Source organism: Streptomyces sp. NPDC047453, from assembly GCF_040643155.1.
Taxonomy (GTDB): Bacteria; Actinomycetota; Actinomycetes; order Streptomycetales; family Streptomycetaceae; genus Streptomyces.
Genome location: NZ_JBEYTS010000026.1, coordinates 23,580 through 48,014, shown reverse-complemented (window position 1 = coordinate 48,014; position 24,435 = coordinate 23,580). Strand labels below are relative to the sequence as shown.

Here is a 24,435-nt window from a genome sequence, read left to right as displayed (position 1 = left end):
GCCGGGTGTTGGGGTCAATTCTAAGGGGCGTGGACGAGGGGGCGGGACGCACCCGCCCCCTCAGATGAGCTCGATGCTCAGGAGACGCCCAGCTCCTTCGCGTTCTTCTTCAGGTCCTCGATACCACCGCACATGAAGAACGCCTGCTCGGGGAAGTGGTCGTACTCGCCGTCGCAGATCGCGTTGAACGCCGCGATCGACTCCTCCAGCGGCACGTCCGAGCCGTCCACACCGGTGAACTGCTTGGCGACGTGGGTGTTCTGGGACAGGAAGCGCTCCACGCGACGGGCACGGTGGACGACGAGCTTGTCCTCCTCGCCGAGCTCGTCGATACCGAGGATCGCGATGATGTCCTGCAGGTCCTTGTACTTCTGCAGGATGTTCTTCACGCGCATGGCCGCGTTGTAGTGGTCCGCCGCGATGTAGCGGGGGTCCAGGATCCGGGACGTGGAGTCCAGCGGGTCCACGGCCGGGTAGATGCCCTTCTCCGAGATCGGACGGGACAGCACCGTCGTCGCGTCGAGGTGGGCGAAGGTGGTGGCCGGGGCCGGGTCGGTCAGGTCGTCCGCGGGAACGTAGATCGCCTGCATCGAGGTGATCGAGTGACCGCGGGTCGAGGTGATGCGCTCCTGGAGCAGACCCATCTCGTCGGCCAGGTTCGGCTGGTAACCCACCGCGGACGGCATACGGCCGAGCAGCGTGGAGACCTCGGAACCGGCCTGCGTGAAGCGGAAGATGTTGTCGATGAAGAACAGCACGTCCTGCTTCTGGACGTCGCGGAAGTACTCGGCCATGGTCAGGCCCGCCAGCGCGACGCGCAGACGGGTGCCCGGGGGCTCGTCCATCTGACCGAAGACCAGCGCGGTCTTGTCGATGACGCCCGACTCGCTCATCTCGTCGATGAGGTCGTTGCCCTCACGGGTGCGCTCGCCGACACCGGCGAACACGGAGACACCGTCGTGGTTGTTGGCGACGCGGTAGATCATCTCCTGGATGAGCACCGTCTTGCCGACGCCGGCACCGCCGAACAGACCGATCTTGCCGCCCTTGACGTACGGGGTCAGCAGGTCGATGACCTTGACGCCGGTCTCGAACATCTCGGTCTTCGACTCGAGCTCGTCGAAGTTCGGCGCCTTGCGGTGGATCGCCCAGCGCTCGCCGTCGTACTCGGCGTCGACGTTCAGCACCTCACCGAGGGTGTTGAACACCTTGCCCTTGGTGAAGTCGCCGACCGGGACCGAGATCGCCGAGCCGGTGTCCTTCACCGGGGACTGGCGGACCAGGCCGTCGGTGGGCTGCATGGAGATCGTGCGGACGATGCCGTCACCGAGGTGCTGGGCGACCTCGAGCGTCAGCGTCTTCTTCTCGCCCGCGTTCGCCGGGTCGGCGACCTCGACGTGAAGGGCGTTGTTAATGTCCGGCATCGCGTCGACGGGGAACTCCACGTCGACGACCGGGCCGATGACCCGCGCGACGCGGCCCGCCGCCGTGGCCGTCTCAACAGTGGTGGTCATTACTTGTCACTCCCCGCGGTCGCGTCGGCCAGGGCGCTCGCGCCACCGACGATCTCGCTGATTTCCTGGGTGATTTCGGCCTGGCGGGCCGCGTTGGCAAGACGCGCGAGCGTGTCGATCAGCTCGCCCGCGTTGTCGGTGGCCGACTTCATCGCGCGCCGCGTGGCGGCGTGCTTCGAAGCGGCCGACTGGAGCAGCGCGTTGTAGATACGGCTCTCCACGTAGCGCGGCAGCAGCGCGTCGAGTACGTCCTCCGCCGAAGGCTCGAAGTCGTACAGCGGAAGGATCTCGTCCTTCGGCGCGGCCTCTGCCGAGACCTCGTCGAGGCTCAGCGGCAGCAGCCGGGCGTCGATCGCCGTCTGCGTCATCATCGAGACGAACTCCGTGTAGACGATGTGGAGCTCGTCCACGCCGCCGTCCTCGGTGCCCTTCTCGATGGCCTCGATCAGCGGGGCCGCCACCGTCTTGGCGTCCGCGTACGAGGGCTCGTCGGTGAAGCCGGACCACGACTCCGTGATCTTGCGCTCACGGAAGTTGTAGTGGGCCACACCGCGCCGGCCGACGATGTAGGCGTCGACCTGCTTGCCCTCGCGCTCGAGGCGCGCGGTCAGCTGCTCCGCCGCCTTGATGGCGTTGGAGTTGAAGGCGCCGGCCAGACCGCGGTCGCTCGTCAGGAGCAGTACCGCGGCGCGGGTCGGGTTCTCCGCCTCCGTGGTCAGCGGGTGCTTGGTGTTGGACCCGGTGCCGACCGCCGTGACCGCGCGGGTCAATTCCTGCGCGTACGGCGTGGAGGCCGACACCTTGCGCATCGCCTTGACGACGCGCGAGGCGGCGATCATCTCCATCGCCTTGGTGATCTTCTTGGTCGCGGTGACGGATCGGATGCGACGCTTGTAGACCCGGAGCTGGGCTCCCATGAGTCAGGTCCCTTCCTTACGTCACTTGGCGGCAGCGGCCGGGGTGTCCTCGCCGAGCAGCTTTCCGTCGCCCGTCTCGAACTGCTTCTTGAACTCGACGATCGCCTCGGCGACGGCCTGCAGCGTGTCGTCGGACATCTTGCCGCCCTCCTTGATGGAGGTCATGAGGCCCTGCTCCTTGCGGTGCAGGTACTCCAGGAGCTCCTTCTCGAAGCGGCGGATGTCGGCGACCGGCACCTCGTCCATCTTGCCGGTGGTGCCGGCCCAGACGGAGACGACCTGGTCCTCGGTGGCCATCGGCTGGTACTGGTCCTGCTTCAGCAGCTCGACCATGCGCTGACCGCGCTCCAGCTGGGACTTCGAGGCGGCGTCCAGGTCGGAACCGAAGGCAGCGAACGCCTCCAGCTCACGGAACTGGGCCAGGTCCACGCGCAGACGGCCGGAGACCTGCTTCATCGCCTTGTGCTGCGCGGAACCACCGACTCGGGAGACGGAGATACCGACGTTCAGCGCGGGGCGCTGACCGGCGTTGAACAGGTCCGACTCCAGGAAGCACTGGCCGTCGGTGATGGAGATGACGTTGGTCGGGATGAACGCCGAGACGTCGTTGGCCTTGGTCTCGACGATCGGCAGACCGGTCATCGAGCCCTTGCCCATGTCGTCGGACAGCTTCGCGCAGCGCTCCAGCAGCCGGGAGTGCAGGTAGAAGACGTCGCCCGGGTAGGCCTCACGGCCCGGCGGACGGCGCAGCAGCAGCGACACGGCGCGGTAGGCGTCGGCCTGCTTCGACAGGTCGTCGAAGATGATCAGGACGTGCTTGCCCTGGTACATCCAGTGCTGGCCGATGGCGGAACCGGTGTACGGCGCCAGGTACTTGAAGCCGGCCGGGTCGGACGCCGGGGCGGCCACGATGGTCGTGTACTCCAGCGCGCCGTTCTCCTCCAGCGAGCGCCGGACCGACGCGATGGTGGAGCCCTTCTGCCCGATGGCGACGTAGATGCAGCGGACCTGCTTGTTCGGGTCGCCGGTGCGCCAGTTGTCACGCTGGTTGATGATCGTGTCGACAGCGAGGGCGGTCTTGCCGGTCTGCCGGTCGCCGATGATCAGCTGACGCTGACCGCGGCCGATCGGGGTCATGGCGTCGACGGCCTTGTAGCCGGTCTCCATGGGCTCGTGCACCGACTTGCGCTGCATGACCGTGGGGGCCTGCAGTTCGAGGGCGCGGCGGCCCTCGGTCGCGATCTCGCCGAGGCCGTCGATCGGGTTGCCGAGCGGGTCCACCACGCGGCCGAGGTAGCCCTCGCCCACGGCCACGGACAGGACCTCACCGGTGCGCTGCACCGGCTGGCCCTCCTCGATGCCGCTGAACTCACCGAGGACGATGGCACCGATCTCCCGCTCCTCGAGGTTGAGGGCGAGGCCGAGGGTGCCGTCCTCGAACTTCAGCAGTTCGTTGGCCATGGCCGAGGGAAGCCCCTCGACCTTCGCGATGCCGTCGCCGGCAAGGGTGACCGTACCGACCTCCTCGCGCGAGGCCGCGTCCGGCTTGTACGACTGGACGAAGTTCTCCAGCGCGTCCCGGATCTCCTCCGGCCGGATCGTGAGCTCCGCCATCTGGGTTCCCTGCTCTCCTTGTTGGGCCCGAAGTTTCACTTGGGGGTATTGCGAGTCCCGGACTCCCCCCAAAAAGAGGTGAATCCTCTGCACGGCCCAACCAGGGCCGTCGTGTACGTCTTGCGTGTTGAGTTGCTGCTAGCTCGCCATGCGGCGGGCGGCGTCCTCGAGCCGGTCCGCGAGGGAGCCGTTGATGACCTCGTCGCCGACCTGCACCCGCATCCCGCCGATGACGTCGGGGTCCACGTCGAGGTTGAGGTGCATCTGACGGCCGTAGAGCTTCGCGAGGGCCGCGCCGAGGCGCTGCTTCTGCGTGTCGCTCAGCGGGACCGCCGAGGTGACGACGGCGACCATGCGGTTGCGACGGTCGGCGGCGAGCTTGGTCAGGGACTCCAGTCCCGCTTCCAGGCTACGTCCCCGCGGCGCGGTCACAAGGCGCGTCACCAGACGCTCGGTGGTCGCGGCCGCACGGCCGCCGAGCAGCCGGCGCAGCAGCTCCTTCTTGGCCGAGACGGTCGCGGCGCGGTCGGTCAGGGCCGCGCGCAGCCCGGTGTTCGAGGAGACGATCCGGCCGAAGCGGAACAGCTCGTCCTCGACGTTGTCGAGCGTGCCGACCCGCTGCGCCGCGGTGAGGTCGGCGACGTCCGCCAGCTCCTCCAGCGTGTCGACCAGGTCGCGGGGCTGCGACCAGCGGGATCGCACCATGCCGGACACCAGGTCGACGGCCGTGCCGCCGATCTGCCCGCCGAGCAGGCGCTGCACCAGCGTGGCCTTGGCCTCGCCGGACTGCGCCGGGTCGGTCAGGACCCGACGCAGGCCCACCTCGCGGTGGAGCAGCGCGGTGACGGCGGCCAGCTCGTCGGCAAGCCGGCCGGCGTCCACCGAGGTGGAGTCCGTCAGCGCGTCCAGACGCTCACGTGCGGCGGTCAGTGCCTCACGGCTGGCTCCGTGCATGGTCATCGAGTCGCCTCGGCCTTCTCCTCGAGCTCGTCGAGGAAGCGGTCGATCACACGGCTCTGCCGGGCGTGGTCCTCGAGGGACTCGCCGACGAGCTTGCCGGCCAGCTCGGTGGCCAGCGTGCCGACGTCCTGCCGGAGCGCGGACGCGGCGGACTTGCGGTCGGCCTCGATCTGGGCGTGGCCTGCGGCGACGATCTCCTCGCGCTGACGCTGGCCCTCGGCCCGCATCTCCGCGATGAGCGTGGCGCCCTGCTCCTGCGCCTCCTGGCGCAGGCGCGCGGCCTCGTGCCGGGCCTCGGCGAGCTGAGCCTTGTACTGCTCAAGAACGCTCTGGGCCTCGGTCTGCGCGGCCTCGGCCTTCTCGATACCGCCCTCGATGGCCTCGCGGCGCTCCTCCAGAACCTTGTTGATGTTCGGGAGGAGCTTCTTGGCGAGGAAACCGAAGACGATGACGAAGGCGATCAGGCCGATGACAAGCTCTGGGATCGGCGGGACGAGCGGGTTCTCCGTCTCGGCCGCGACCGTGAGCAGCGGGCTCATGTTTCTGCCTTTCGTCTAGTCGGCTGGAAGTGGATCAGCTGATCACTTGCCGTAGACGAACGGCATGACCAGACCGATCAGCGCCAGCGCCTCACAGAAGGCGAAGCCGAGGATCTGGTTGGCGCGGATCAGGCCGGCGGCCTCGGGCTGGCGGGCCAGGGCCTGGGTGCCGTTACCGAAGATGATGCCGACGCCGACGCCGGGACCGATGGCAGCGAGGCCGTAACCGACGGAGCCGAGCGAGCCGGAAACAGCGGCAAGGGTCTGGGACATGCCAGTTCTTCCTTTTCTTTACGGACCGGTGGGGGTTGGCCACCGGACGATCAGGGGGTTGCTCTGCGGGGTGCTCAGTGGTGCTCTGCGAGCGCACCCTGGATGTACGTGCAGGTCAGGAGGACGAAGACGTACGCCTGCAGTGCCTGGATGAAGAGCTCGAAGGCCGTCATCACGATCGTCATGATGAAGCTGACGCCCGCGTAGGCGATGCCGATGCCGTTGAGCAGGTACCAGCTGGCGATCGTGAAGAGCAGCAGCAGAGTGTGGCCCGCGAACATGTTCGCGAAGAGCCGGACCGCGTGGGTGAAGGGCCGGACCAGCAGGTTCGAGAAGAACTCGATGAGCATGGCCAGCGGGAGCACCGCGCCCAGCGACTTGTCGTAGCCGGTCACGTTCTTGAAGAAGCCCACGAAGCCGTGCCGCTTGAAGGTCAGCGAGACCCACAGCACGTACACGATCAAGGCCAGGATGGCCGGGTACGCGATGATCGAAGTCACCGGGAACTGGGCGACCGGGATGATCGACCAGAGGTTCATCATCCAGATGAAGAAGAACAGGGAGACGACGAGCGGAACGTACTTCTCGCCTTCCTTCTTGCCGATCGTCTCGTAGACGACCCCGCGCCGGATGAAGTCGTAGCCCGCCTCGGCGACCATCTGGAGCTTGCCCGGCACGACCTGGGGCCTGCGGAAGGCCGCCCAGAAGAATCCGACGACGATGATGGAGCCGAGCAGCGCCAGCAGCATCGGCTTGTTGAAGTACAGGTTGCTGTCCGCGTTGCCCCAGAGGGGCTCGAACAGGAACGAGTGCAGGCCCGGAGCGGGGAAGCCACAGCCGGCGAAGATGTGGCAGTCGGTCTCGAAGGCGAGCACCTGCGTCGGGTCAGCACTCACCGCGGGCTCCTTCAGCGTGGCGCATAGGTACGGCAACCTCGTTGTGTCGGCGCGGCGTGCGGCCGCGGTTCGGCACGGGACTGGTGTTACGGATGTGGGGGCGGCAGTGGGGCATCTCGCCTCGCGATCGAACAGGCGTCAGCTGTGATGCCCGCGCCCGCGATGCCGCAGTTGGCACCGGACGATAGCAGGATCTCTCAAGCGTCTTTATCCCGGCCCTACCGCTCACGACGAGCGCTCCGTCTTTTCGGACTTCTCGCCCGCCGTGGACGGGGCCGAGTCGGGCTCGACGTAGAGGATCTTGGACTTCATATGGGCCCGCGTCTGCGCCGCGGTCCACGCCAGCGTGGCGGCGAGCAGGGTGAAGGCGAAGGCCTTGGGGTTGAACAGCGTGGTGTGCTTGAACGCGGCCAGGAAGACGAACAGCAGCAGGATCTGGGCCGCGTAGAGCATCAGGCCCATCGCCTGGAAGAGATGCGGAAGCGACTTGGCCGTGCGCTGCAGGACGTACAGGCCGAGCCCCATGAACAGGATCACGACCAGGGTCGCGACGACCGCGCCGATCGCCCCCTTGCCACCGGCGACCACACCACTGACGACGGCGGCGACCACACCGACGGCGACTGTGGGCACAGCGGCCTCGGCCAGGATCCGGGCGTCATTGGACGGCATCGCGGCAACTCCGCATTCACAGGGGGCAGGGCGTCGTCATGGGACGAGCGTAGTCCCGGTGCCGAGGGAGAAAACCTCGGCCCCACCAGGACCTTCTCACTGTGGCCCTTCGGCTCTCCGGGATACTCGTGAACGGTATCACAAACTATTTGATGAGGTCTTTACCTCCATGGTGTGCTGACCCTCACACGTGAGAGTACAGCTGCACTTCTGTGCAAAATCCAGACCTATTCGCCCGATATTGTGGGGATTTAGTGTCCCACGGGTTGGCAACGCCTTAGTCAGATTCTTACCTTGGCCGTCAGCGCGACGTTCCGGCCTTCCGCCCGTCCAGAACCCGCGAACGAGTTCCGACGGCGGTCGCTCCGTTGACACCGGCCGACCCGGCACGGACCCGCACGCCCGCGGCCACGGGCGTCTCCTCCGGCACGGGGCTCTCCGCGGTCGCGGAAGCCCCCACGGCCGCCTCCTGCGGCGTGGAGGCCGTGGACGACGCGGACGGCGCCGTCGCGGAGGCATCCGGGGCCATCACCACGCCCCGGCGCCGGTAGCGCGGCGGCACGAACTGCTCGGCCCAGCGCGGGGCTCGCGGGGTGAAGCGCGGCAGCAGGAGCAGCACCAGGCCGATGAAGCTGAGGGCCACGATGCCCAGCACTATCCACATGGACGCCGACTTGACCGAGTAGGCGAGCGCGCCGAAGCCGATCAGGGCCGCCCAGAAGTACATGATCAGCACGGCCCGGCTGTGCGAGTGGCCGATCTCCAGCAGGCGGTGGTGCAGATGGCCGCGGTCGGCGGCGAACGGCGACTTGCCGTGCCAGGTGCGCCGCACGATGGCCAGGACCAGGTCGGCGGCCGGGATGGCGATGATCGTCAGCGGCATCAGCAGAGGGATGTAGACCGGCACCATCTGGTGCACGGCGTTGCGCTCGGACCCGGAGAACAGCTTCATCACGTCCGGGTCGACCTGCCCGGTCACCGAGATCGCGCCGGCCGCCAGCACCAGGCCGATGAGCATCGACCCCGAGTCGCCCATGAAGATCCGCGCGGGATGCATGTTGTGCGGCAGGAAGCCAAGGCACATGCCCATGAGGACGGCCGCGAAGAGGGTGGCGGGGGCGGCGGCCTCGATGCCGTACGAGTACCAGATCCGGTAGGCGTACATGAAGAACGCGGCCGCCGCGATGCACACCATGCCGGAGGCCAGGCCGTCGAGGCCGTCGACGAAGTTGACCGCGTTGATGGTGATGACGACCAGCGCCACCGTGAGGAGGGTGCCCTGCCACTGGGTGAGCGCGACCGTGCCGACGCCGGGCACGGGCAGCCACAGGATGGTCAGACCCTGCATGACCATCACACCGGCCGCGATCATCTGACCGCCCAGCTTGATCAGGGCATCGATCTCGAACTTGTCATCGAGGACGCCGATCAGCCAGATCAGGGCGGCGCCGGAGAGCAGCGCCCGTGGCTCGTTCGACTTCTCGAAGACCTCGTTGAGGTTGGTGAGGTGGCTTGCGACCAGCAGGCCCGCGCACAGGCCGAAGAACATCGCGATCCCGCCGAGCCGGGGCGTGGGCTCACGGTGCACGTCACGTGCCCGGATCTCCGGCATCGCACCCGCGACGATCGCGAACTTGCGTACCGGCCCTGTCAGCAGATACGTCACCGCGGCCGTGATGCAGAGCGTCAGCAGGTATTCACGCACGGGCTTCCCCACAGGTCTCGCTGGCCTTCTCAGCCCCACACCCTAGCGACGCAGGCATATGTATGTGGACTTCCGGGTAGCGACGATGGTTGCACGTGTGGCTGTGTACGGTTTTGTACGACCGTTCTGCTACCCCGTCTCAGCCGGGGTACGGCGGAAACCGGCCAGTGAGTTCGCGCACATCCTCACGCGCGCTCGCCCCGTCGACCTCGCCGCGCAGCACTTTGCCGAACAGGACGGCTATCCACTCCATCTCCTGCTGGCCCATGCCCTGGCTGGTCACCGCGGCGGTGCCCAGCCGCAGCCCGCGGCCGTCGGCGTGCGGCAGCGCGCAGCAGTCGAGGACGATACCGGCCGCGGCCAGCCGTCCGCGCGCGGTACGCCCCTCGACGCCGAGCGGCGCCGGGTCGGCGGTGATCAGGTGGGTGTCCGTGCCGCCGGTGGTGACGGTCAGGCCCTCCGCGGCCAGCCGGGCGGCAAGCACCCGCGCGTTGGCGACGACCTGGTGGGCGTAGGCGGAGAAGGCCGGGGTCGCGGCCTCGCCGAACGCCACGGCCTTGGCGGCGATGGTGTGCATCTGGGCGCCGCCCTGGGTGAAGGGGAAGACGGCGCGGTCGACGCGCTCGGCCAGCTCGCCGCCGCACAGGAGCATCCCGCCGCGCGGCCCGCGCAGCACCTTGTGGGTGGTGGCGCACACCACGTCGGCGTACGGGACGGGGTTGGGCGCCGCCCTGCCGGCCACGAGTCCGATGGGGTGGGCCGCGTCGGCGATCAGATAGGCGCCGACCTCGTCGGCGACCGAGCGGAAGAAGGCGTAGTCGATGTGGCGCGGGTAGGCGATGGAGCCGCACACGATCGCCTTGGGCCGGTGCGCGTGGGCGAGCGTGCGCACCTGCTGGTGGTCGATGAGTCCGGTCTCGGCGTCGACGCCGTAGCCGACGAAGTCGAACCAGCGGCCGGAGAAGTTCGCGGGCGAGCCGTGCGTGAGGTGGCCGCCGTAGGGCAGGCCGAGGGCGAGGACGGTGTCGCCGGGCCGCAGCAGCGCCGCGTACGCGGCGAGCACCGCGGACGAGCCCGAGTGGGCCTGCACGTTGGCGTGTTCGGCACCGAACAGGGCCTTGGCCCGCGCCATGGCGAGGCGTTCGGCCGCGTCGACGATCTCGCAGCCGCCGTGGTGCCGGGCGCCCGGATAGCCCTCGGCGTACTTGTTCGCCAGCACCGAGCCGAGCGTGGCGAGCACCGCCGGCGAGGTGAAGTTCTCCGCCGCGATCAACTGGAGCGTCGTCGACTGCCGGTCGAGTTCCCCCAGCAGGACGTCGGCCAGTTCGGGGTCCTGCCGGCGCAGGAGATCGGCCTCGAGAACGGGGATGACCGACATGTCGGGCTCCGGGCGGTCGACGTTGACGTACGTCCAATGTAGGCCCACCAACCCCACCCCGCGCGGCCCTTTACGCCGACACGGCGACCCCAGACGTCTGTCTGCTCACACGCGCGCAATGCAGAAGCCCCGTCCGGCAGACCGCGACGAGCGGCGAGCGCCGGGTCACCCACAGGACGGTACGCCCCTCCAGGAGCCTCCAGCCGGGGCGTACCGGTCCAGGAACCTCCGGCCGGGCCCCGGAGCCACGCACGAGCTTGCGAGCCGCCAGACGCCCGACAGACACGCGCCGAGGCCGATCATCGACGCAGCCCACGCACGACCCACGACGCACCCGCACCATGCCCACTGGCCAGAGCAGGCCAACTGGACCCGACTCGCCCCGTGCGCGGCCCCGCGGGGCACTCCCGACCAGGGCTAGGGGCCCTTCAAGGTCAGGCGACTCACAGGCACACACCAAGGCCGGCGCCCGTCGGCAGGTACTGGGTGGTCGGTGGCCGACCCCGGGGCGGATACCCGTCCGCTGCGGGGCCCGGCGGGCGTCAAGCGCGGGCCGGGACTCCCGTCAGGGCCGTTACCACCGGGTCCAGGGCCTGGTGTATCTCGTCGCCGACCGAGCGGAAGAACGTCAGAGGGGCGCCGTAGGGGTCGTAGACCTCGTCGGCCTCGGCGGTCGGGGCCAGGAGCCACCCGCGTAGAGCGGCGGCCGCACGGACCAGGGCGCGGGCGCGTTCGACCACGCCGTCCTCCAGGGGAGGCAGCGTGGCCGGGTCTATCGCCTTCACCAGGCGGGTGAACTCCTTGAGGGTGAAGGTGCGCAGGCCGGCCGAGTGGCCCATGGAGATGACCTGGGCACGGTGGTCCAGGGTCGCGGTGAGCACCAGGTCGGCGCAGATCACATGCTCGTCCAGCAGTTCCCGGCCGGTGAAGCCGGAGGCGTCCGCGCCGAAGTCGGCCAGCACGGTCTCCGCGTTGGCCTCCATCGGCGCGCCCTCGTGGCCCCAGGTGCCCGCGCTCTCCACGATCAGCCCGCCGCCCCGCGAATCCCCGAGCCGGTCCGCCACGAAGTGCCGGGTCAGCCGCTCGGTGATGGGCGAACGGCACACGTTGCCGGTGCTGACGTGCAGGATGCGGAAGGTGTCGCCTATGCCACGCCCCGCGTCAGGGGCCGTCAATTCGCCACCTCGAGGTCGGGTACCACCTTGCGCAGCTCCTCCGGCGACAGGGCGCCCTCGCGCAGCAGCACGGGCACCTTGCGGGTGACGTCGACGATGGAGGACGGGACGTTTCCGGGGGTCGGGCCGCCGTCGAGGTAGACGGAGACGGAGTCGCCGAGCATGTCCTGCGCGGCGCCGCAGTCCTCCGGCGCGGGGTGGCCGGTCAGGTTCGCCGACGACACGGCCATCGGGCCGACCTCCGTGAGCAGTTCGATGGCGACCGGGTGCAGCGGCATCCGCACCGCGACCGTGCCCCGGGTGTCCCCGAGGTCCCACTGGAGGGACGGCTGGTGCCGCGCGACCAGCGTCAGCGCACCCGGCCAGAAGGCGTCCACGAGTTCCCAGGCCATCTCGGAGAAGTCCGTGACCAGTCCGTGCAGCGTGTTCGGGGAGCCGATGAGGACGGGGGTGGGCATGTTGCGGCCCCGGCCCTTGGCGGCGAGCAGGTCGGCCACGCCCTCGGAGGAGAACGCGTCGGCGCCGATGCCGTAGACCGTGTCGGTGGGCAGCACCACGAGTTCGCCGCGACGGACGGCGGACGCCGCCTCGCGCAGACCCGTCACGCGGTCGGTGGCGTCGTTGGTGTCGTATCGCCGTGCCATTGTCAGCGGGCCTCCTCGTACACGTACTGCTGGTCAGAAGTCCTGATGGGGGTCACGGCAGCGCCTTGCGGGCGGTGGCGAACCGCGGCCGGTTGTTGAGGTCGGGGTGGTCGGCGGCGTCGGCCCAGCCCCGCTCCTCGGTGAAGATCCACGGCACCTGTCCGCCCTGGGTGTCGGCGTGCTCGACGACGACGACTCCGCCGGGCCGCAGCAGCCGGTGCGCGGTGCGCTCGATGCCGCGGATCAGGTCGAGGCCGTCCTCCCCGGAGAACAACGCCAGCTCCGGGTCGTAGTCGCGGGCCTCGGGGGCGACGTACTCCCATTCGGTGAGCGGGATGTACGGCGGGTTGGAGATGACGAGGTCGACCTGGCCGTCGAGGTCCGGGAAGGCCGTCAGGGCGTCGCCCTGGCGCAGGTCGACCCTGGACCCCTCCATGTTCTTGCTGGTCCACTTCAGGGCGTTCTCGCTCAGCTCCACGGCGTGCACGCGCGAGCGCGGCACCTCCTGGGCGAGGGCGAGCGCGATGGCCCCCGAGCCGGTGCACAGGTCGACGATGCACGGCTCGACGACGTCCATGGCCCGTACGGCGTCTATGGCCCAGCCGACCACGGACTCGGTCTCCGGCCGGGGCACGAACACCCCTGGCCCGACCTGGAGTTCCAGATACCGGAAGTAGGCCCGCCCGGTGATGTGCTGGAGCGGCTCGCGCTGCTCGCGCCGGGCGATGACCTCCCAGTAGCGGGCGTCGAAGTCGGCGTCCTTCACGGTGTGCAGCTGGCCCCGCTTGACGCCGTGCACGAACGCGGCGAGTTCCTCCGCGTCGGTGCGCGGCGAGTCCACGCCCGCGTCGGCCAGCCGCTGGGTGGCCTGCGCCACCTCCGCGAGCAGCACGCTGCGGGGACTCGGGGGTCGCCCCCCGGATTCTTGCTGCACGCTGGTCCTCCGTTGGTGCTCGTACGTGCGCACGTCCCGCGTGCGTACGTGTCTTACGCGGCCGCGAGCTTGGCGGCCGAGTCCGCGTCGACGCAGGCCTGGATCACCGCGTCCAGCTCGCCGTCCAGGACCTGGTCCAGGTTGTACGCCTTGAAGCCGACGCGGTGGTCCGAGATGCGGTTCTCCGGGAAGTTGTAGGTGCGGATCTTCTCGGAGCGGTCGACGGTGCGGACCTGGCTGCGGCGGGCGTCGGCGGCTTCCCGCTCCGCCTCCTCCTGCGCCATGGCGAGCAGCCTGGAGCGCAGGATACGCAGCGCCTGCTCCTTGTTCTGCAGCTGGCTCTTCTCGTTCTGGCAGGAGGCGACGACTCCGGTGGGCAGGTGTGTGATGCGCACGGCGGAGTCGGTGGTGTTGACGGACTGGCCGCCGGGCCCGGAGGACCGGTAGACGTCGATGCGGAGGTCGTTGGGGTTGATCTCCACGTCCACCTCCTCGGCCTCGGGGGTGACCAGCACACCGGCCGCGGAGGTGTGGATACGGCCCTGGGACTCGGTGGCCGGCACCCGCTGCACGCGGTGCACCCCGCCCTCGTACTTCAGCCGGGCCCACACGCCCTGGCCGGGCTCGGTCTGCCCACGGGTCTTCACCGCGACCTGGACGTCCTTGTAGCCGCCCAGCTCGGACTCGGTGGCGTCGATGATCTCGGTCTTCCAGCCGACCCGCTCGGCGTACCGCAGGTACATGCGCAGCAGGTCGCCGGCGAACAGGGCCGACTCGTCGCCGCCCGCGCCCGCCTTGATCTCGAGGATGACGTCCTTGTCGTCGCTGGGGTCACGCGGGATGAGCAGGAAGCGCAGCTTCTCGGTCAACTCCTCGCGCTGCCGCTCCAGCTCCTTGACCTCGGCCGCGAAGTCGGGGTCGTCCGCGGCGAGTTCGCGCGCGGTGTCGATGTCGTCGCCGGTCTGCTTCCAGGAGCGGTACGCGGCGATGATCGGGGTGAGCTCGGCGTAGCGCTTGTTGAGCTTGCGCGCGTTGGCCTGGTCGGCGTGGACCGACGGGTCGGCGAGCTTCTTCTCCAGATCGGCGTGCTCGGCGACGAGTTCCTCGACGGCCTCGAACATCTTTCGGCTCCTGTACTGCCTGTACTACTGGGGTGGGGGAAGGCGGGCGACCAAAAACGCCGGTCCCGGCGCACCCCGCGGTGGGGGCACGACCGTGGACCGGCGAAATGGGGCTCGCTACTTCTTGGAGCCGGCGGCAGCCTTGCCGAAGCGGGCCTCGAAGCGGGCCACACGGCCACCGGTGTCGAGGATCTTCTGCTTGCCCGTGTAGAACGGGTGACACTCGGAGCAGACCTCGGCCCGGATGGTGCCGGACTCGATGGTGCTGCGGGTGGTGAACGACGCGCCGCAGGTGCAGCTGACCTGCGTCTCGACGTACGCGGGGTGGATGTCGCGCTTCAAGGTGTCTCCTAGAGTTCCTGGAGGGCGCCGGGTCGCAGCCGCGGGATGCGGAGCGTGAACCGGAGCCGACGTACCAGTCTGCCAGGACTGGGGCCATCCACCCAAACCGGGGGGTGGGGTCGGGTATTCCCTGCGGGTCCCCCGCGGGCGGGGGTGGGTTTCCCCCCGTCCCTAGGAGGCGCTCACCACTCCGCTTGCCTTGCCGGTGGCCGTGCCTTCCGTGGCCGTCCTGGGGATGGGGCGGTCGTTCCTCAGGGCGTTCCAGATCTGCTGGGCCTTGGCCTTCTCCACGAGGACGCGGTTCGGGTTGGCCGGGTCGTACCGCACCGGCATCGTGACCATGGTCATGTGGGAGGAGCTGATGCCCTTCAGGCCGTCGGCGAAGGCGATCAGGGCGTTCACCGAGCCGAGGTCGGAGTCGGCGGTGACGGTCTTGGTCGCGGTGTCGGCGAGGTCGTAGAGCTTCTTGGGGTTGGTGAGCACGCCGATGTGCTTGACCTGGTCGGCCAGGGCCTTGACGAAGGCCTGCTGGAGTTGGATGCGGCCGAGGTCGGAGCCGTCGCCGACGCCGTGCCGGGTGCGGACCAGGCCGAGGGCCTGCTGTCCGTCGAGGGTGTGCGTGCCGGCCTTGAGGTCGAGGTGGCTCCGCGGGTCGTCGATGTTCCTCGTCGTGGTGACCGGGACTCCGCCGAGTTCGTCGACGAGCTTCCGGAAGCCGCTGAAGTCGACCTCCAGGTAGTGGTCCATGCGCAGGCCGGTCATCGACTCGACGGTCTTCACCGCGCAGGCGGCGCCGCCGGTGGAGTACGACTCGTTGAACATCGCGTCGTGCGCCGCGGCGTGCGTGCCGCCCTTGGCGTCGGTGCACTCGGGGCGGTCGACGAGGGTGTCGCGCGGTATGGAGACGACACCGGCCTTCTTGTGGCCCTCGTAGACGTGCACGATCATCGCCGTGTCGGAGCGGGCACTGCCGTCGTCGGTGCCGCCGCCCAGCTTCTTGTTGCCGCCGGCGCGGGTGTCGGAGCCGAGGACCAGGATGTTCTCGGAGCCGTTGTCGGCCTTGGTGGGCCGGTCGCCGCCGAGGGCCTGGTTGATGTCGATCGTCCTGAGGTTGCCGTTGAGCTTGAAGTAGAGGAAGCCGGCCCCCGCGCCGCCGAGCACGACGATCCCCGCGGCGGTCCAGGCCATGGCCGTCAGGGCCCTGCGCCGCCCAGTGGGGGGCTTGCGACGGCGGCCCTTGGCGCGGCGGCGGGGCCCGGTGTCGCCGGACTCCCCTGGTATGCCCGGTCCTCGCGTGCTGTCGGCAGGCATGCGCTCCTCGGTTCTCGTGTCTACGGTCGTTGCCCCCTGCGGTCGGGTCGGGCCCCGGTCTTTTCTCGGTCGATTGACCCGTACCGCACTATCGTCGCTCGTACGGTCAGACGGGGGAACTCGGGAAAGGGTTGCACAACGCTGTGTGTCCACCACATACGGACATAGGCACCATGCGGGGCTGTGTACCGCTTGGTAACCCGGCTCACCTGCGATGACACGGGGCGGGACGGCGCCGTGGGGAGCCGGGGCGGGGCGCGGCGCCTGTGGCGAAGGTCTCGTACGGGTCAACGCTCGTACGGCCCGGCCCGCAACGGCAGAAGGCCGCCCCCCCTGAAAACAGGGGGGCGGCCTTCGGTGCGCCTCTTGCCGGCTTACCCGGCTGGTCCGGCTGACCTGGCGTAACGCCTAGTCGCCGTTGCCGGGAGTCGGGGTGGTCTTCTGGATCTGCATCAGGAACTCGACGTTCGACTTGGTCTGCTTCATCTTGTCGAGGAGCAGTTCGATCGCCTGCTGCTGGTCGAGCGCGTGCAGCACCCGGCGCAGCTTCCAGACGACGCCGAGCTCCTCGGCGCCGAGCAGGATCTCCTCCTTACGGGTGCCGGACGCGTCGACGTCCACCGCGGGGAAGATGCGCTTGTCGGCGAGCTTCCGGTCGAGCTTGAGCTCCATGTTGCCGGTGCCCTTGAACTCCTCGAAGATCACCTCGTCCATGCGGGACCCGGTGTCCACCAGGGCGGTGGCGAGGATGGTGAGCGAGCCGCCGTCCTCGATGTTGCGGGCCGCACCGAAGAACCGCTTCGGCGGGTACAGGGCCGTGGAGTCGACACCACCGGACAGGATCCGGCCGGAGGCCGGGGCCGCCAGGTTGTACGCACGGCCCAGACGGGTGATCGAGTCCAGCAGCACGACCACGTCGTGACCCAGCTCCACCAGGCGCTTGGCGCGCTCGATGGCGAGCTCGGCGACCGTGGTGTGGTCTTCGGCCGGGCGGTCGAAGGTCGAGGAGATGACCTCGCCCTTGACCGACCGCTGCATGTCGGTGACCTCTTCCGGACGCTCGTCGACGAGGACGACCATCAGGTGGCACTCGGGGTTGTTGTGCGTGATCGCGTTGGCGACCGCCTGCATGATCATGGTCTTGCCGGTCTTCGGCGGGGCCACGATCAGACCGCGCTGGCCCTTGCCGATGGGCGAGACCAGGTCGATGATGCGGGTGGTCAGGACGCCCGGGTCGGTCTCCAGACGGAGCCGGTCCTGCGGGTACAGCGGCGTCAGCTTGTTGAACTCCGGCCGCCCACGGCCGTGTTCGGGCGCCATGCCGTTGACGGAGTCCAGCCGGACCAGCGCGTTGAACTTCTCGCGGCGCTCGCCGTCCTTCGGCTGGCGGACCGCACCGGTGACGTGGTCGCCCTTGCGCAGGCCGTTCTTGCGGACCTGGGCGAGGGAGACGTACACGTCGTTGGGACCCGGCAGGTAGCCCGACGTGCGGATGAAGGCGTAGTTGTCGAGGATGTCCAGGATGCCCGCGACGGGGATCAGGACGTCGTCCTCGGCGATCTGCGGCTCGGAGACGTCGTCGCGGCCACGGCGGCCACGGCGGTCGCGGTAGCGGCCGCGACGGCCACGGCGGCCGCCCTCGAAGTCGTCCCCGTCCTCGTCGGGCCGCTGCTGACGGTCCTGCCGGCCGCCGCCCTGCTGCTGGCCCTGCTGGCGCTGCTGCTGGCCGCCCTGGCCCTGCTGGTCGTCGCCCTTGCCGCGGCGGTCGCGGTCGCGGTCCCGGCCGCGCTCACGGCGGTCGCGACGACGGCCCTCGCCGCCGTCACCGGCGTCGCCCTGCGACTGCTGCTGGGCCGGGGTCTCGGTCTTGGGCTCGCTCTTCGCCTCGGCGGCGACGGTCTCGGCGCTGCCCGACGGGGCGCCCGCCTCCGCGGTGGCCCGACGACGGCGGCGCTCGGCCGGAGCGTCCTCGCTGGCCGGCTGGCCGGGGATCTCGATCTGCTGCTGCGCCACGGCCTTGGCGGGGGCGCCCGACTGCTCCACGTCGTTCGAGGGCTTGGCGGAGGGGGCCTCGGCCGCCTTCTTCGCGGGCGCGGCCTCGTCGCCCGTACGGGTGCGGGAGGTGCTGCGGCGCTTCGGCTTGGTCTCGGTGGCGTCCCCCGCGGCAGGCGCGGCCTTCGCGGCGGGGGCACCCCCGGCCGCCTGCGCCTCCTTGATGACCTCGATCAGCTGGCTCTTGCGCATGCGCGCGGTGCCCCTGATACCGAGGCCGGATGCGACCTGTTGCAGCTCGGCCAGCACCATGCCCTCGAGGCCGGTACCGCGGCGCCGCCGGGAGCCGGCACCGGTGGCAGGCGCGGAGGCGTCCGTGGCGGGCGCGGCAGCGGTCTCCTCGACACGTGCGCCCATCAGATCGGTGGTGTCGCTCACGAAGGGTCCTTCCCTGGAGCGGACGTCGGCCTGTCTGGCTCGGCGACCGGTTGTGCTGTCCGGCTTCGGTCCTTGCTGGTGAACCGTGCCGGGGCGGTGGTCCGCCCAAAGCGGCGGAAGAGATTTCTGGTGATTGGCGCTTCCTCGACCATCAGCGGCACCGAGTGTCACTGAGTCACGTGGCGTGGTCGCACCGATTCCGGAGCGTGCCCGGCGGACCGCTCAGTGTGCGCATACGAGGTACTGCCCAGGTACGACGTACACCACACAGTGCGGCTTGGGGGGCTCCCGGAGGAATGTCTGTCCCGGACGGGGACACAAAGCACCTCGCCATGGTGGGGTCGGGTGCAGACTTGAGGTTAACACTACCGGATCCAACAAACATTCCCCCTCTCGAAATCCGGCAACCGCCGGATTTCAGATCTCCCCGCCTGCCGCGAGTGGCAGTACGCAGGCTCCTTGCACATCGAGACTCAGTCTGTTGGCGGCCCAGTCGGCGCCCGCCAGTTGCTCCACCTTGTCCGCGGTGTCCGCGTCCGCGAGCGCCATGACGGTGGGTCCGGCGCCGGAGATGACGGCGGGGATGGCGTCCGCCCGCAGCCGCTCCACCAGTGCCGTGCTCTCCGGCATGGCGGGGGCGCGGTACTCCTGGTGGAGGCGGTCCTCGGTGGCCGGCAACAGCAGCTCGGGGCGCCGGGTGAGGGCCTCGACGAGCAGGGCGGCGCGGCCCGCGTTGACGGCGGCGTCCACGTGCGGCACGGTGCGCGGCAGCAGGCCGCGCGCGGTTTCGGTGAGCACCGGCTTTCCCGGCACGAAAACCACCGGAACGATGGAATCGGAGGGCTCCATCCTGATGGCCCGGGCCGCTCCGGCCTCCATCCAGGACAGGGTGAACCCGCCCAGCAGACAGGCCGCCACGTTGTCCGGGTGGCCCTCGATCTCGGTGGCCAGCTCGAGCAGCGCGGTGTCGTCGAGCCTGGCCTCGGCGCCTATGGTCACGGCGCGGGCGGCGACTATTCCGGCGCAGATGGCGGCGGAGGAGGAGCCGAGGCCGCGGCCGTGCGGAATGCGGTTGGCGCAGACGATCTCCAGGCCGCGCGGCTGGCCGCCGAGGACGTCGAAGGCGGTGCGCAGCGAGCGGACGAGCAGGTGCTTCTCGTCCCGCGGCAGCGTCTCGCTGCCCTCGCCGGCGATGTCGATGTGCAGCCCGGAGTCGGCCACCCGGACCACGACGTCGTCGTAGAGCCCCAGCGACAGGCCGAAGGCGTCGAAGCCTGGGCCGAGGTTGGCGCTGGTGGCGGGGACGCGCACCCGGACGGCGGCGGCGCGGAACGCGGGACCGGCCATCGCTCGTTGACTCTCCTTGAGCTGCGTGATGGTCGAATGACACTCGATAGGAACGGGGAAGACCCTCAGGCCGCGGAGACGACGCGGCACCGCCACCTGCGTGGGCGTGTGCGGCGGTCGGGTTCCCTACAGCCTATCGAAGGAAAGTTCAGTGGCGACATAGGGCGCACGGGAGGCGCACGATGCGTGTCGCAAGCCCCCCGTGCCACCCTCCTCCGAAGTCTCCTGGGACAGACGCCTCCGCACGCCACGCGGTTGCGTACCTTGCGCGGTGCGCGCGCGTTGCGCCGACCGGGCGAAACGCGGCGGGCGAGCGGCCTGAGCGCGGGACCGACAGGCGCCGGCAGCGTCGACGGCGGGTGCCGCCGACCGGGCCGCGCTCGGGGACAGGACGACGGCGGCCGCCCCGCCCCGAAACCCCTGTGCGCGACGAGCCCGAGCCGTACGTGTCCGGCACTCGGAGCCACCTCGGTCGGGCAGGGCACGACGTGCGGCGGACGGCTGAACCGGCGACGACCGACCGGTGACGGCTGAGCCGTCACCGGCCCCACCGTCACCGGGTCGACCTGCGCCGGCCCGTGCGAGGCCGACCCGTGCAGGGCCAAGCTGTGCGGGGCCGGACGCGGTCGGTCGTCGTCGCGTTCGTCGTCGCACTCGTGGTCGCGCTCGTCGTCGACGGTGCGGGTGGTGCGGTCAGGCCAGGCCCAGGCGTTCGGCCGCGGTGGCCGCGTCGACCGGGACCGTGACCGGCTGGGGGGCGCCGGCGACGGCCCAGTCGGGGTCCTTGAGGCCGTTGCCGGTGACCGTGCACACGATGCGCTGGCCGGGGTCGACCTTGCCCTGCTCGGCCGCCTTCAGCAGTCCGGCCACGGACGCGGCGGACGCCGGCTCGACGAAGACGCCCTCCTGCGCGGCCAACAGCCGGTAGGCGCGCAGGATTTCACGGTCCGTCACCTCGTCGATGGCACCGCCGGACTCGTCGCGCGCGGCCAGGGCGTACGTCCAGGAGGCGGGGTTGCCGATACGGATCGCGGTGGCGATGGTCGACGGGTCCTTGACGACCTCGCCGCGCACGATCGGCGCGCTGCCGGAGGCCTGGAAGCCCCACATGCGGGGCGTCCTGGTGGCGACGCCGTCCGCCGCGTATTCGCGGTAGCCCTTCCAGTAGGCGGTGATGTTGCCCGCGTTGCCGACCGGCAGGACGTGGATGTCGGGCGCGTCGCCGAGCATGTCGACGATCTCGAAGGAGGCCGTCTTCTGGCCCTCGATACGCACCGGGTTGACCGAATTGACCAGCGCCACGGGGTAGTTGTCGCTGAGCGCGCGGGCGAGCGTGAGGCAGTCGTCGAAGTTGCCGTCGACCTGGAGGATCTTCGCGCCGTGCACGAGCGCCTGGCCCATCTTGCCGAGCGCGATCTTGCCCTGCGGCACCAGCACCGCGGAGACCATCCCGGCCCGTACGGCGTAGGCGGCCGCAGAGGCGGACGTGTTGCCGGTGGAGGCGCAGATGACAGCCTTCGCGCCCTCCTCCTTGGCCTTGCTGATCGCCATCGTCATACCGCGGTCCTTGAAGGACCCGGTCGGGTTCGCGCCCTCCACCTTGAGGTGGACCTCGCAGCCGGTGCGCTCGGAGAGCACCTGCGCGGGCACGAGGGGCGTACCGCCCTCACGGAGCGTCACGACCGGCGTGCTGTCGGACACCGGCAGCCTGTCCCGGTATTCCTCGATGATTCCGCGCCACTGGTGGGTCATTGCTGGTTACTCTCCTTCAACCCGCATGATGCTGGCGACACCCCGCACGGTGTCGAGCTTGCGCAGCGCCTCCACGGTCCCGCCGAGGGCGGCGTCGGAAGCACGGTGGGTGACGACGACGAGTGAGGCCTCGCCGTCCTTGCCCTGCTGGCGAACAGTGTCGATGGAAACCCCGTGCTCGGCGAACACGGTGGCGACCTGGGCGAGCACGCCCGGTTTGTCGGCGACGTCCAGGCTGATGTGGTAGCGCGTGACGACCTCGCCCATGGACGACACGGGCAGCGCCGCGTACGCCGACTCGCCGGGCCCGGTGGCCCCGCTGAGCCGGTTGCGGCAGACGGCGACGAGGTCGCCGAGCACGGCGGAGGCGGTGGGCGAGCCGCCGGCGCCGGGCCCGTAGAACATGAGCTGCCCGGCCGCGTCGGACTCGACGAACACGGCGTTGTAGGCGCCGCGCACGGAGGCCAGCGGGTGGGTGAGCGGAATCATCGCGGGATGCACGCGGGCGGTGACGGACCCCCCGTCCTCGGCCCGTTCACAGATGGCCAGCAGCTTGATGGTGCAGCCCATCTCCTTGGCGGAGACGAAGTCAGCGGCGGTGATCTCGGTCATGCCCTCGCGGTAGACGTCGTCGAGCCGTACGCGCGTGTGGAACGCGATCCCGGCGAGGATGGCGGCCTTGGCGGCGGCGTCGAACCCCTCGACGTCGGCGGTCGGGTCGGCTTCCGCGTACCCGAGCGCGGTGGCCTCGTCGAGGGCCTCCTGGTAGCCGGCCCCCGTGGAGTCCATCTTGTCGAGGATGAAGTTGGTGGTGCCGTTGACGATGCCGAGCACCCGGTTGACCTTGTCCCCGGCGAGGGACTCGCGCAGCGGCCGGATCAACGGGATGGCACCGGCGACGGCGGCCTCGTAGTAGAGGTCCCTGTCGTTCGCCTCCGCGGCGGCGTGCAGGGCGGCCCCGTCCTGGGCGAGCAGGGCCTTGTTCGCGGAGACGACGGAGGCGCCGTGCTCGAAGGCGGTGGTGATGAGCGTCCGGGCGGGCTCGATCCCCCCGATGACCTCGACCACGACGTCGATGTCGCCCCGTTTGACGAGCGCGGTGGCGTCGGTGGTGACGAGGTCGGCGGGGATGCCCTCGCGCACCTTGTCGGGACGCCGCACGGCGACCCCGGCGAGTTCCACCGGGGCCCCGATCCTGGCTGTGAGGTCGTCGGCGTGCGTCGTCATGATGCGCGCCACCTCTGAGCCGACAACCCCACAGCCCAGCAGCGCCACCTTCAGCGGACGCGTACGCATCATCCGACCTCGTTTCCTCATACCGTCTACGGTTGGACCAGTCTCACCCACCGGAAAGGAGTTTCTGCTATTTGTCCGGATCGTGAGACGTTTATTTCATTTTCGTCGGCCTGGAAAACAGGAGATCTTCCGGCCGCCCCGCGCCGCGGTCACCGTCGGCGTCATTGACGTCGTCGGCATTGCTGTCGTTGCCATTACGGGAGTCATTGGGGTCATCCGACGTCGAGCCGCAGGAGGTCCTCCTCCGTCTCCCGGCGGACGATCACCCGGGACTCCCCGCCCGCGACGGCGACGACCGGCGGACGCAGCGCGTGGTTGTAGTTGCTGGCCATGGACCGGCAGTACGCACCCGTGGCCGGCACGGCGATGAGGTCACCGGGTGCCAGGTCGGCCGGCAGGAAGGCGTCCTTGACCACGATGTCCCCGCTCTCGCAGTGCTTGCCCACGACCCGGACGAGCATCGGCTCGGCCTCGGAGACCCGGGAGACGAGCGCGACGCTGTACTCGGCGTCGTACAGCGCGGTGCGGATGTTGTCGGACATGCCGCCGTCCACGGACACGTATGTCCGCAGCCCCTCCAGCGGCTTGATGGTGCCGACCTCGTAGAGCGTGAAGGCGGTGGGCCCGACGATGGCGCGCCCCGGCTCGACGGAGATACGGGGCGTACGGAGCCGGGCGGCCTCGCACTCACGGGTGACGATCTCGGTCAGCGCCTTGGCGATCTCGTGCGGCTCACGCGGGTCGTCGTTGCTGGTGTACGCGATCCCGAGCCCGCCGCCGAGGTCGATCTCCGGCAGCTCGACCCCGTGCTCGTCCCGGATGTCCTTGAGCAGCCGCACCACGCGGTGCGCGGCCACCTCGAACCCGGACATGTCGAAGATCTGCGACCCGATGTGGGAGTGGATGCCGATGAGTTCGAGCCCGTCGAGCTGGAGGGCCCGCCGTACGGCCTCGGCGGCCTGTCCCCCGGCCAGCGGGATGCCGAACTTCTGGTCCTCGTGCGCGGTGGCGATGAACTCGTGCGTGTGCGCCTCCACGCCGACCGTGATCCGGATCTGCACCCGCTGCCGCTTCCCGAGGGACTGCGCGATGTGGGCGACCCGCACGATCTCCTGGAAGGAGTCGAGCACGATCCGCCCGACCCCGGCCTCGACGGCCCGCTGGATCTCGTACGGGGACTTGTTGTTGCCGTGGAAGGCGATCCGCTCGGCCGGCATTCCGGCGGAGAGCGCGGTGGCGAGTTCGGTGCCGGAGCAGACGTCGAGGTTCAGCCCCTCCTCGTCGAGCCACCTCACGACGGCCCGGGACAGGAAGGCCTTCCCGGCGTAGAAGACGTCGGCGTCGTGCCCGAAGGCGTTGCGCCAGGCCCGCGCCCGGGCCCGGAAGTCGGCCTCGTCGAGGACGTAGGCGGGGGTGCCGACCTGTTCGGCGAGGTCGGTGACGGCGATACCGCCGACGGTCACGACACCGTCCTCGCGCCGGTGGACGGTCTGCGCCCAGACCTTGGGGTCGAGGGCGTTGAGGTCGGCGGGCGGGGCGGAGTAGTGCCCCTCGGGCAGGACGTCGGCGTGACGGGGCCCGGCGGGATGTGCGGAACGGCTCATGTCAGTGCGGC

General features: G+C 69.8%; 21 protein-coding genes. All 21 read right to left on the bottom strand.

The window, feature by feature from the left end; translation table 11 throughout:
- Window positions 1–77: 77 nt before the first annotated feature.
- Window positions 78–1,514 (bottom strand): F0F1 ATP synthase subunit beta, encoded by a 1,437-nt coding sequence (gene atpD, locus ABZ818_RS22680; RefSeq protein ID WP_361417377.1) that lies wholly within the window; start codon window positions 1,512–1,514, stop codon window positions 78–80.
- Window positions 1,514–2,431 (bottom strand): F0F1 ATP synthase subunit gamma, encoded by a 918-nt coding sequence (locus ABZ818_RS22675; protein ID WP_361417374.1) that lies wholly within the window; start codon window positions 2,429–2,431, stop codon window positions 1,514–1,516. Before ABZ818_RS22675 ends, atpD begins: the two co-directional genes overlap by 1 nt.
- Before the next feature lie 21 nt (window positions 2,432–2,452).
- On the bottom strand, window positions 2,453–4,045 hold the full coding sequence (gene atpA, locus ABZ818_RS22670; protein WP_361417371.1) for a F0F1 ATP synthase subunit alpha: 1,593 nt from the start codon (window positions 4,043–4,045) through the stop codon (window positions 2,453–2,455).
- 138 nt (window positions 4,046–4,183) lie between these two features.
- A complete protein-coding gene (locus ABZ818_RS22665) occupies window positions 4,184–4,999 on the bottom strand; it encodes a F0F1 ATP synthase subunit delta (protein WP_361417541.1) in 816 nt (271 codons plus the stop codon).
- A gap of 2 nt (window positions 5,000–5,001) precedes the next feature.
- A complete protein-coding gene (locus tag ABZ818_RS22660) occupies window positions 5,002–5,544 on the bottom strand; it encodes a F0F1 ATP synthase subunit B (protein WP_361417368.1) in 543 nt (180 codons plus the stop codon).
- Between the two features lie 42 nt (window positions 5,545–5,586).
- Window positions 5,587–5,817 carry an ATP synthase F0 subunit C gene (gene atpE / locus ABZ818_RS22655; protein WP_030672351.1) on the bottom strand — a complete coding sequence of 77 codons (231 nt, stop codon included), beginning with the start codon at window positions 5,815–5,817 and terminating at the stop codon, window positions 5,587–5,589.
- A gap of 74 nt (window positions 5,818–5,891) precedes the next feature.
- A complete protein-coding gene (gene atpB / locus ABZ818_RS22650; RefSeq protein ID WP_361417365.1) occupies window positions 5,892–6,713 on the bottom strand; it encodes a F0F1 ATP synthase subunit A in 822 nt (273 codons plus the stop codon).
- A 225-nt stretch (window positions 6,714–6,938) separates the two neighbouring features.
- Window positions 6,939–7,385: a hypothetical protein gene (locus tag ABZ818_RS22645; RefSeq protein ID WP_361417362.1), complete on the bottom strand. Its 447-nt coding sequence runs from the start codon at window positions 7,383–7,385 to the stop codon at window positions 6,939–6,941.
- Window positions 7,386–7,686: 301 nt separating this feature from the next.
- Window positions 7,687–9,090, bottom strand: coding sequence for an MraY family glycosyltransferase (locus ABZ818_RS22640; protein ID WP_361417359.1), 1,404 nt, complete (start codon window positions 9,088–9,090; stop codon window positions 7,687–7,689).
- Window positions 9,091–9,229: 139 nt separating this feature from the next.
- Window positions 9,230–10,468 carry a serine hydroxymethyltransferase gene (gene glyA / locus ABZ818_RS22635; RefSeq protein WP_361417537.1) on the bottom strand — a complete coding sequence of 413 codons (1,239 nt, stop codon included), beginning with the start codon at window positions 10,466–10,468 and terminating at the stop codon, window positions 9,230–9,232.
- A gap of 542 nt (window positions 10,469–11,010) precedes the next feature.
- Window positions 11,011–11,643: a protein-tyrosine-phosphatase gene (locus tag ABZ818_RS22630; RefSeq protein ID WP_361417356.1), complete on the bottom strand. Its 633-nt coding sequence runs from the start codon at window positions 11,641–11,643 to the stop codon at window positions 11,011–11,013.
- Window positions 11,640–12,287 (bottom strand): L-threonylcarbamoyladenylate synthase, encoded by a 648-nt coding sequence (locus ABZ818_RS22625; protein ID WP_361417353.1) that lies wholly within the window; start codon window positions 12,285–12,287, stop codon window positions 11,640–11,642. The genes ABZ818_RS22630 and ABZ818_RS22625 overlap by 4 nt, the downstream gene beginning before the upstream one ends.
- Window positions 12,288–12,339: 52 nt before the next feature.
- On the bottom strand, window positions 12,340–13,179 hold the full coding sequence (prmC, locus tag ABZ818_RS22620) for a peptide chain release factor N(5)-glutamine methyltransferase (protein ID WP_361417534.1): 840 nt from the start codon (window positions 13,177–13,179) through the stop codon (window positions 12,340–12,342).
- A 95-nt stretch (window positions 13,180–13,274) separates the two neighbouring features.
- Complete coding sequence (prfA, locus tag ABZ818_RS22615) at window positions 13,275–14,342, bottom strand: peptide chain release factor 1 (protein WP_361417350.1); 1,068 nt, start codon at window positions 14,340–14,342, stop codon at window positions 13,275–13,277.
- Window positions 14,343–14,459: 117 nt separating this feature from the next.
- Window positions 14,460–14,684, bottom strand: a complete 225-nt coding sequence (gene rpmE / locus ABZ818_RS22610; RefSeq protein WP_014675000.1) for a 50S ribosomal protein L31 — start codon at window positions 14,682–14,684, stop codon at window positions 14,460–14,462.
- Between the two features lie 171 nt (window positions 14,685–14,855).
- Window positions 14,856–15,995 carry an LCP family protein gene (locus ABZ818_RS22605; RefSeq protein WP_361417347.1) on the bottom strand — a complete coding sequence of 380 codons (1,140 nt, stop codon included), beginning with the start codon at window positions 15,993–15,995 and terminating at the stop codon, window positions 14,856–14,858.
- Window positions 15,996–16,403: 408 nt separating this feature from the next.
- Window positions 16,404–18,425, bottom strand: a complete 2,022-nt coding sequence (rho, locus tag ABZ818_RS22600; RefSeq protein WP_361417344.1) for a transcription termination factor Rho — start codon at window positions 18,423–18,425, stop codon at window positions 16,404–16,406.
- Between the two features lie 417 nt (window positions 18,426–18,842).
- Window positions 18,843–19,772 carry a homoserine kinase gene (gene thrB, locus ABZ818_RS22595; protein WP_361417341.1) on the bottom strand — a complete coding sequence of 310 codons (930 nt, stop codon included), beginning with the start codon at window positions 19,770–19,772 and terminating at the stop codon, window positions 18,843–18,845.
- Window positions 19,773–20,465: 693 nt separating this feature from the next.
- The gene (gene thrC, locus ABZ818_RS22590) at window positions 20,466–21,524 is read right to left on the bottom strand and encodes a threonine synthase (RefSeq protein ID WP_361417338.1); all 1,059 of its coding nucleotides are present in this window, start codon (window positions 21,522–21,524) and stop codon (window positions 20,466–20,468) included.
- 6 nt (window positions 21,525–21,530) lie between these two features.
- Complete coding sequence (locus ABZ818_RS22585; RefSeq protein WP_361417335.1) at window positions 21,531–22,823, bottom strand: homoserine dehydrogenase; 1,293 nt, start codon at window positions 22,821–22,823, stop codon at window positions 21,531–21,533.
- Window positions 22,824–23,032: 209 nt separating this feature from the next.
- Window positions 23,033–24,424, bottom strand: coding sequence for a diaminopimelate decarboxylase (gene lysA / locus ABZ818_RS22580; RefSeq protein ID WP_361417332.1), 1,392 nt, complete (start codon window positions 24,422–24,424; stop codon window positions 23,033–23,035).
- Between the last annotated feature and the right edge of the window lie 11 nt (window positions 24,425–24,435).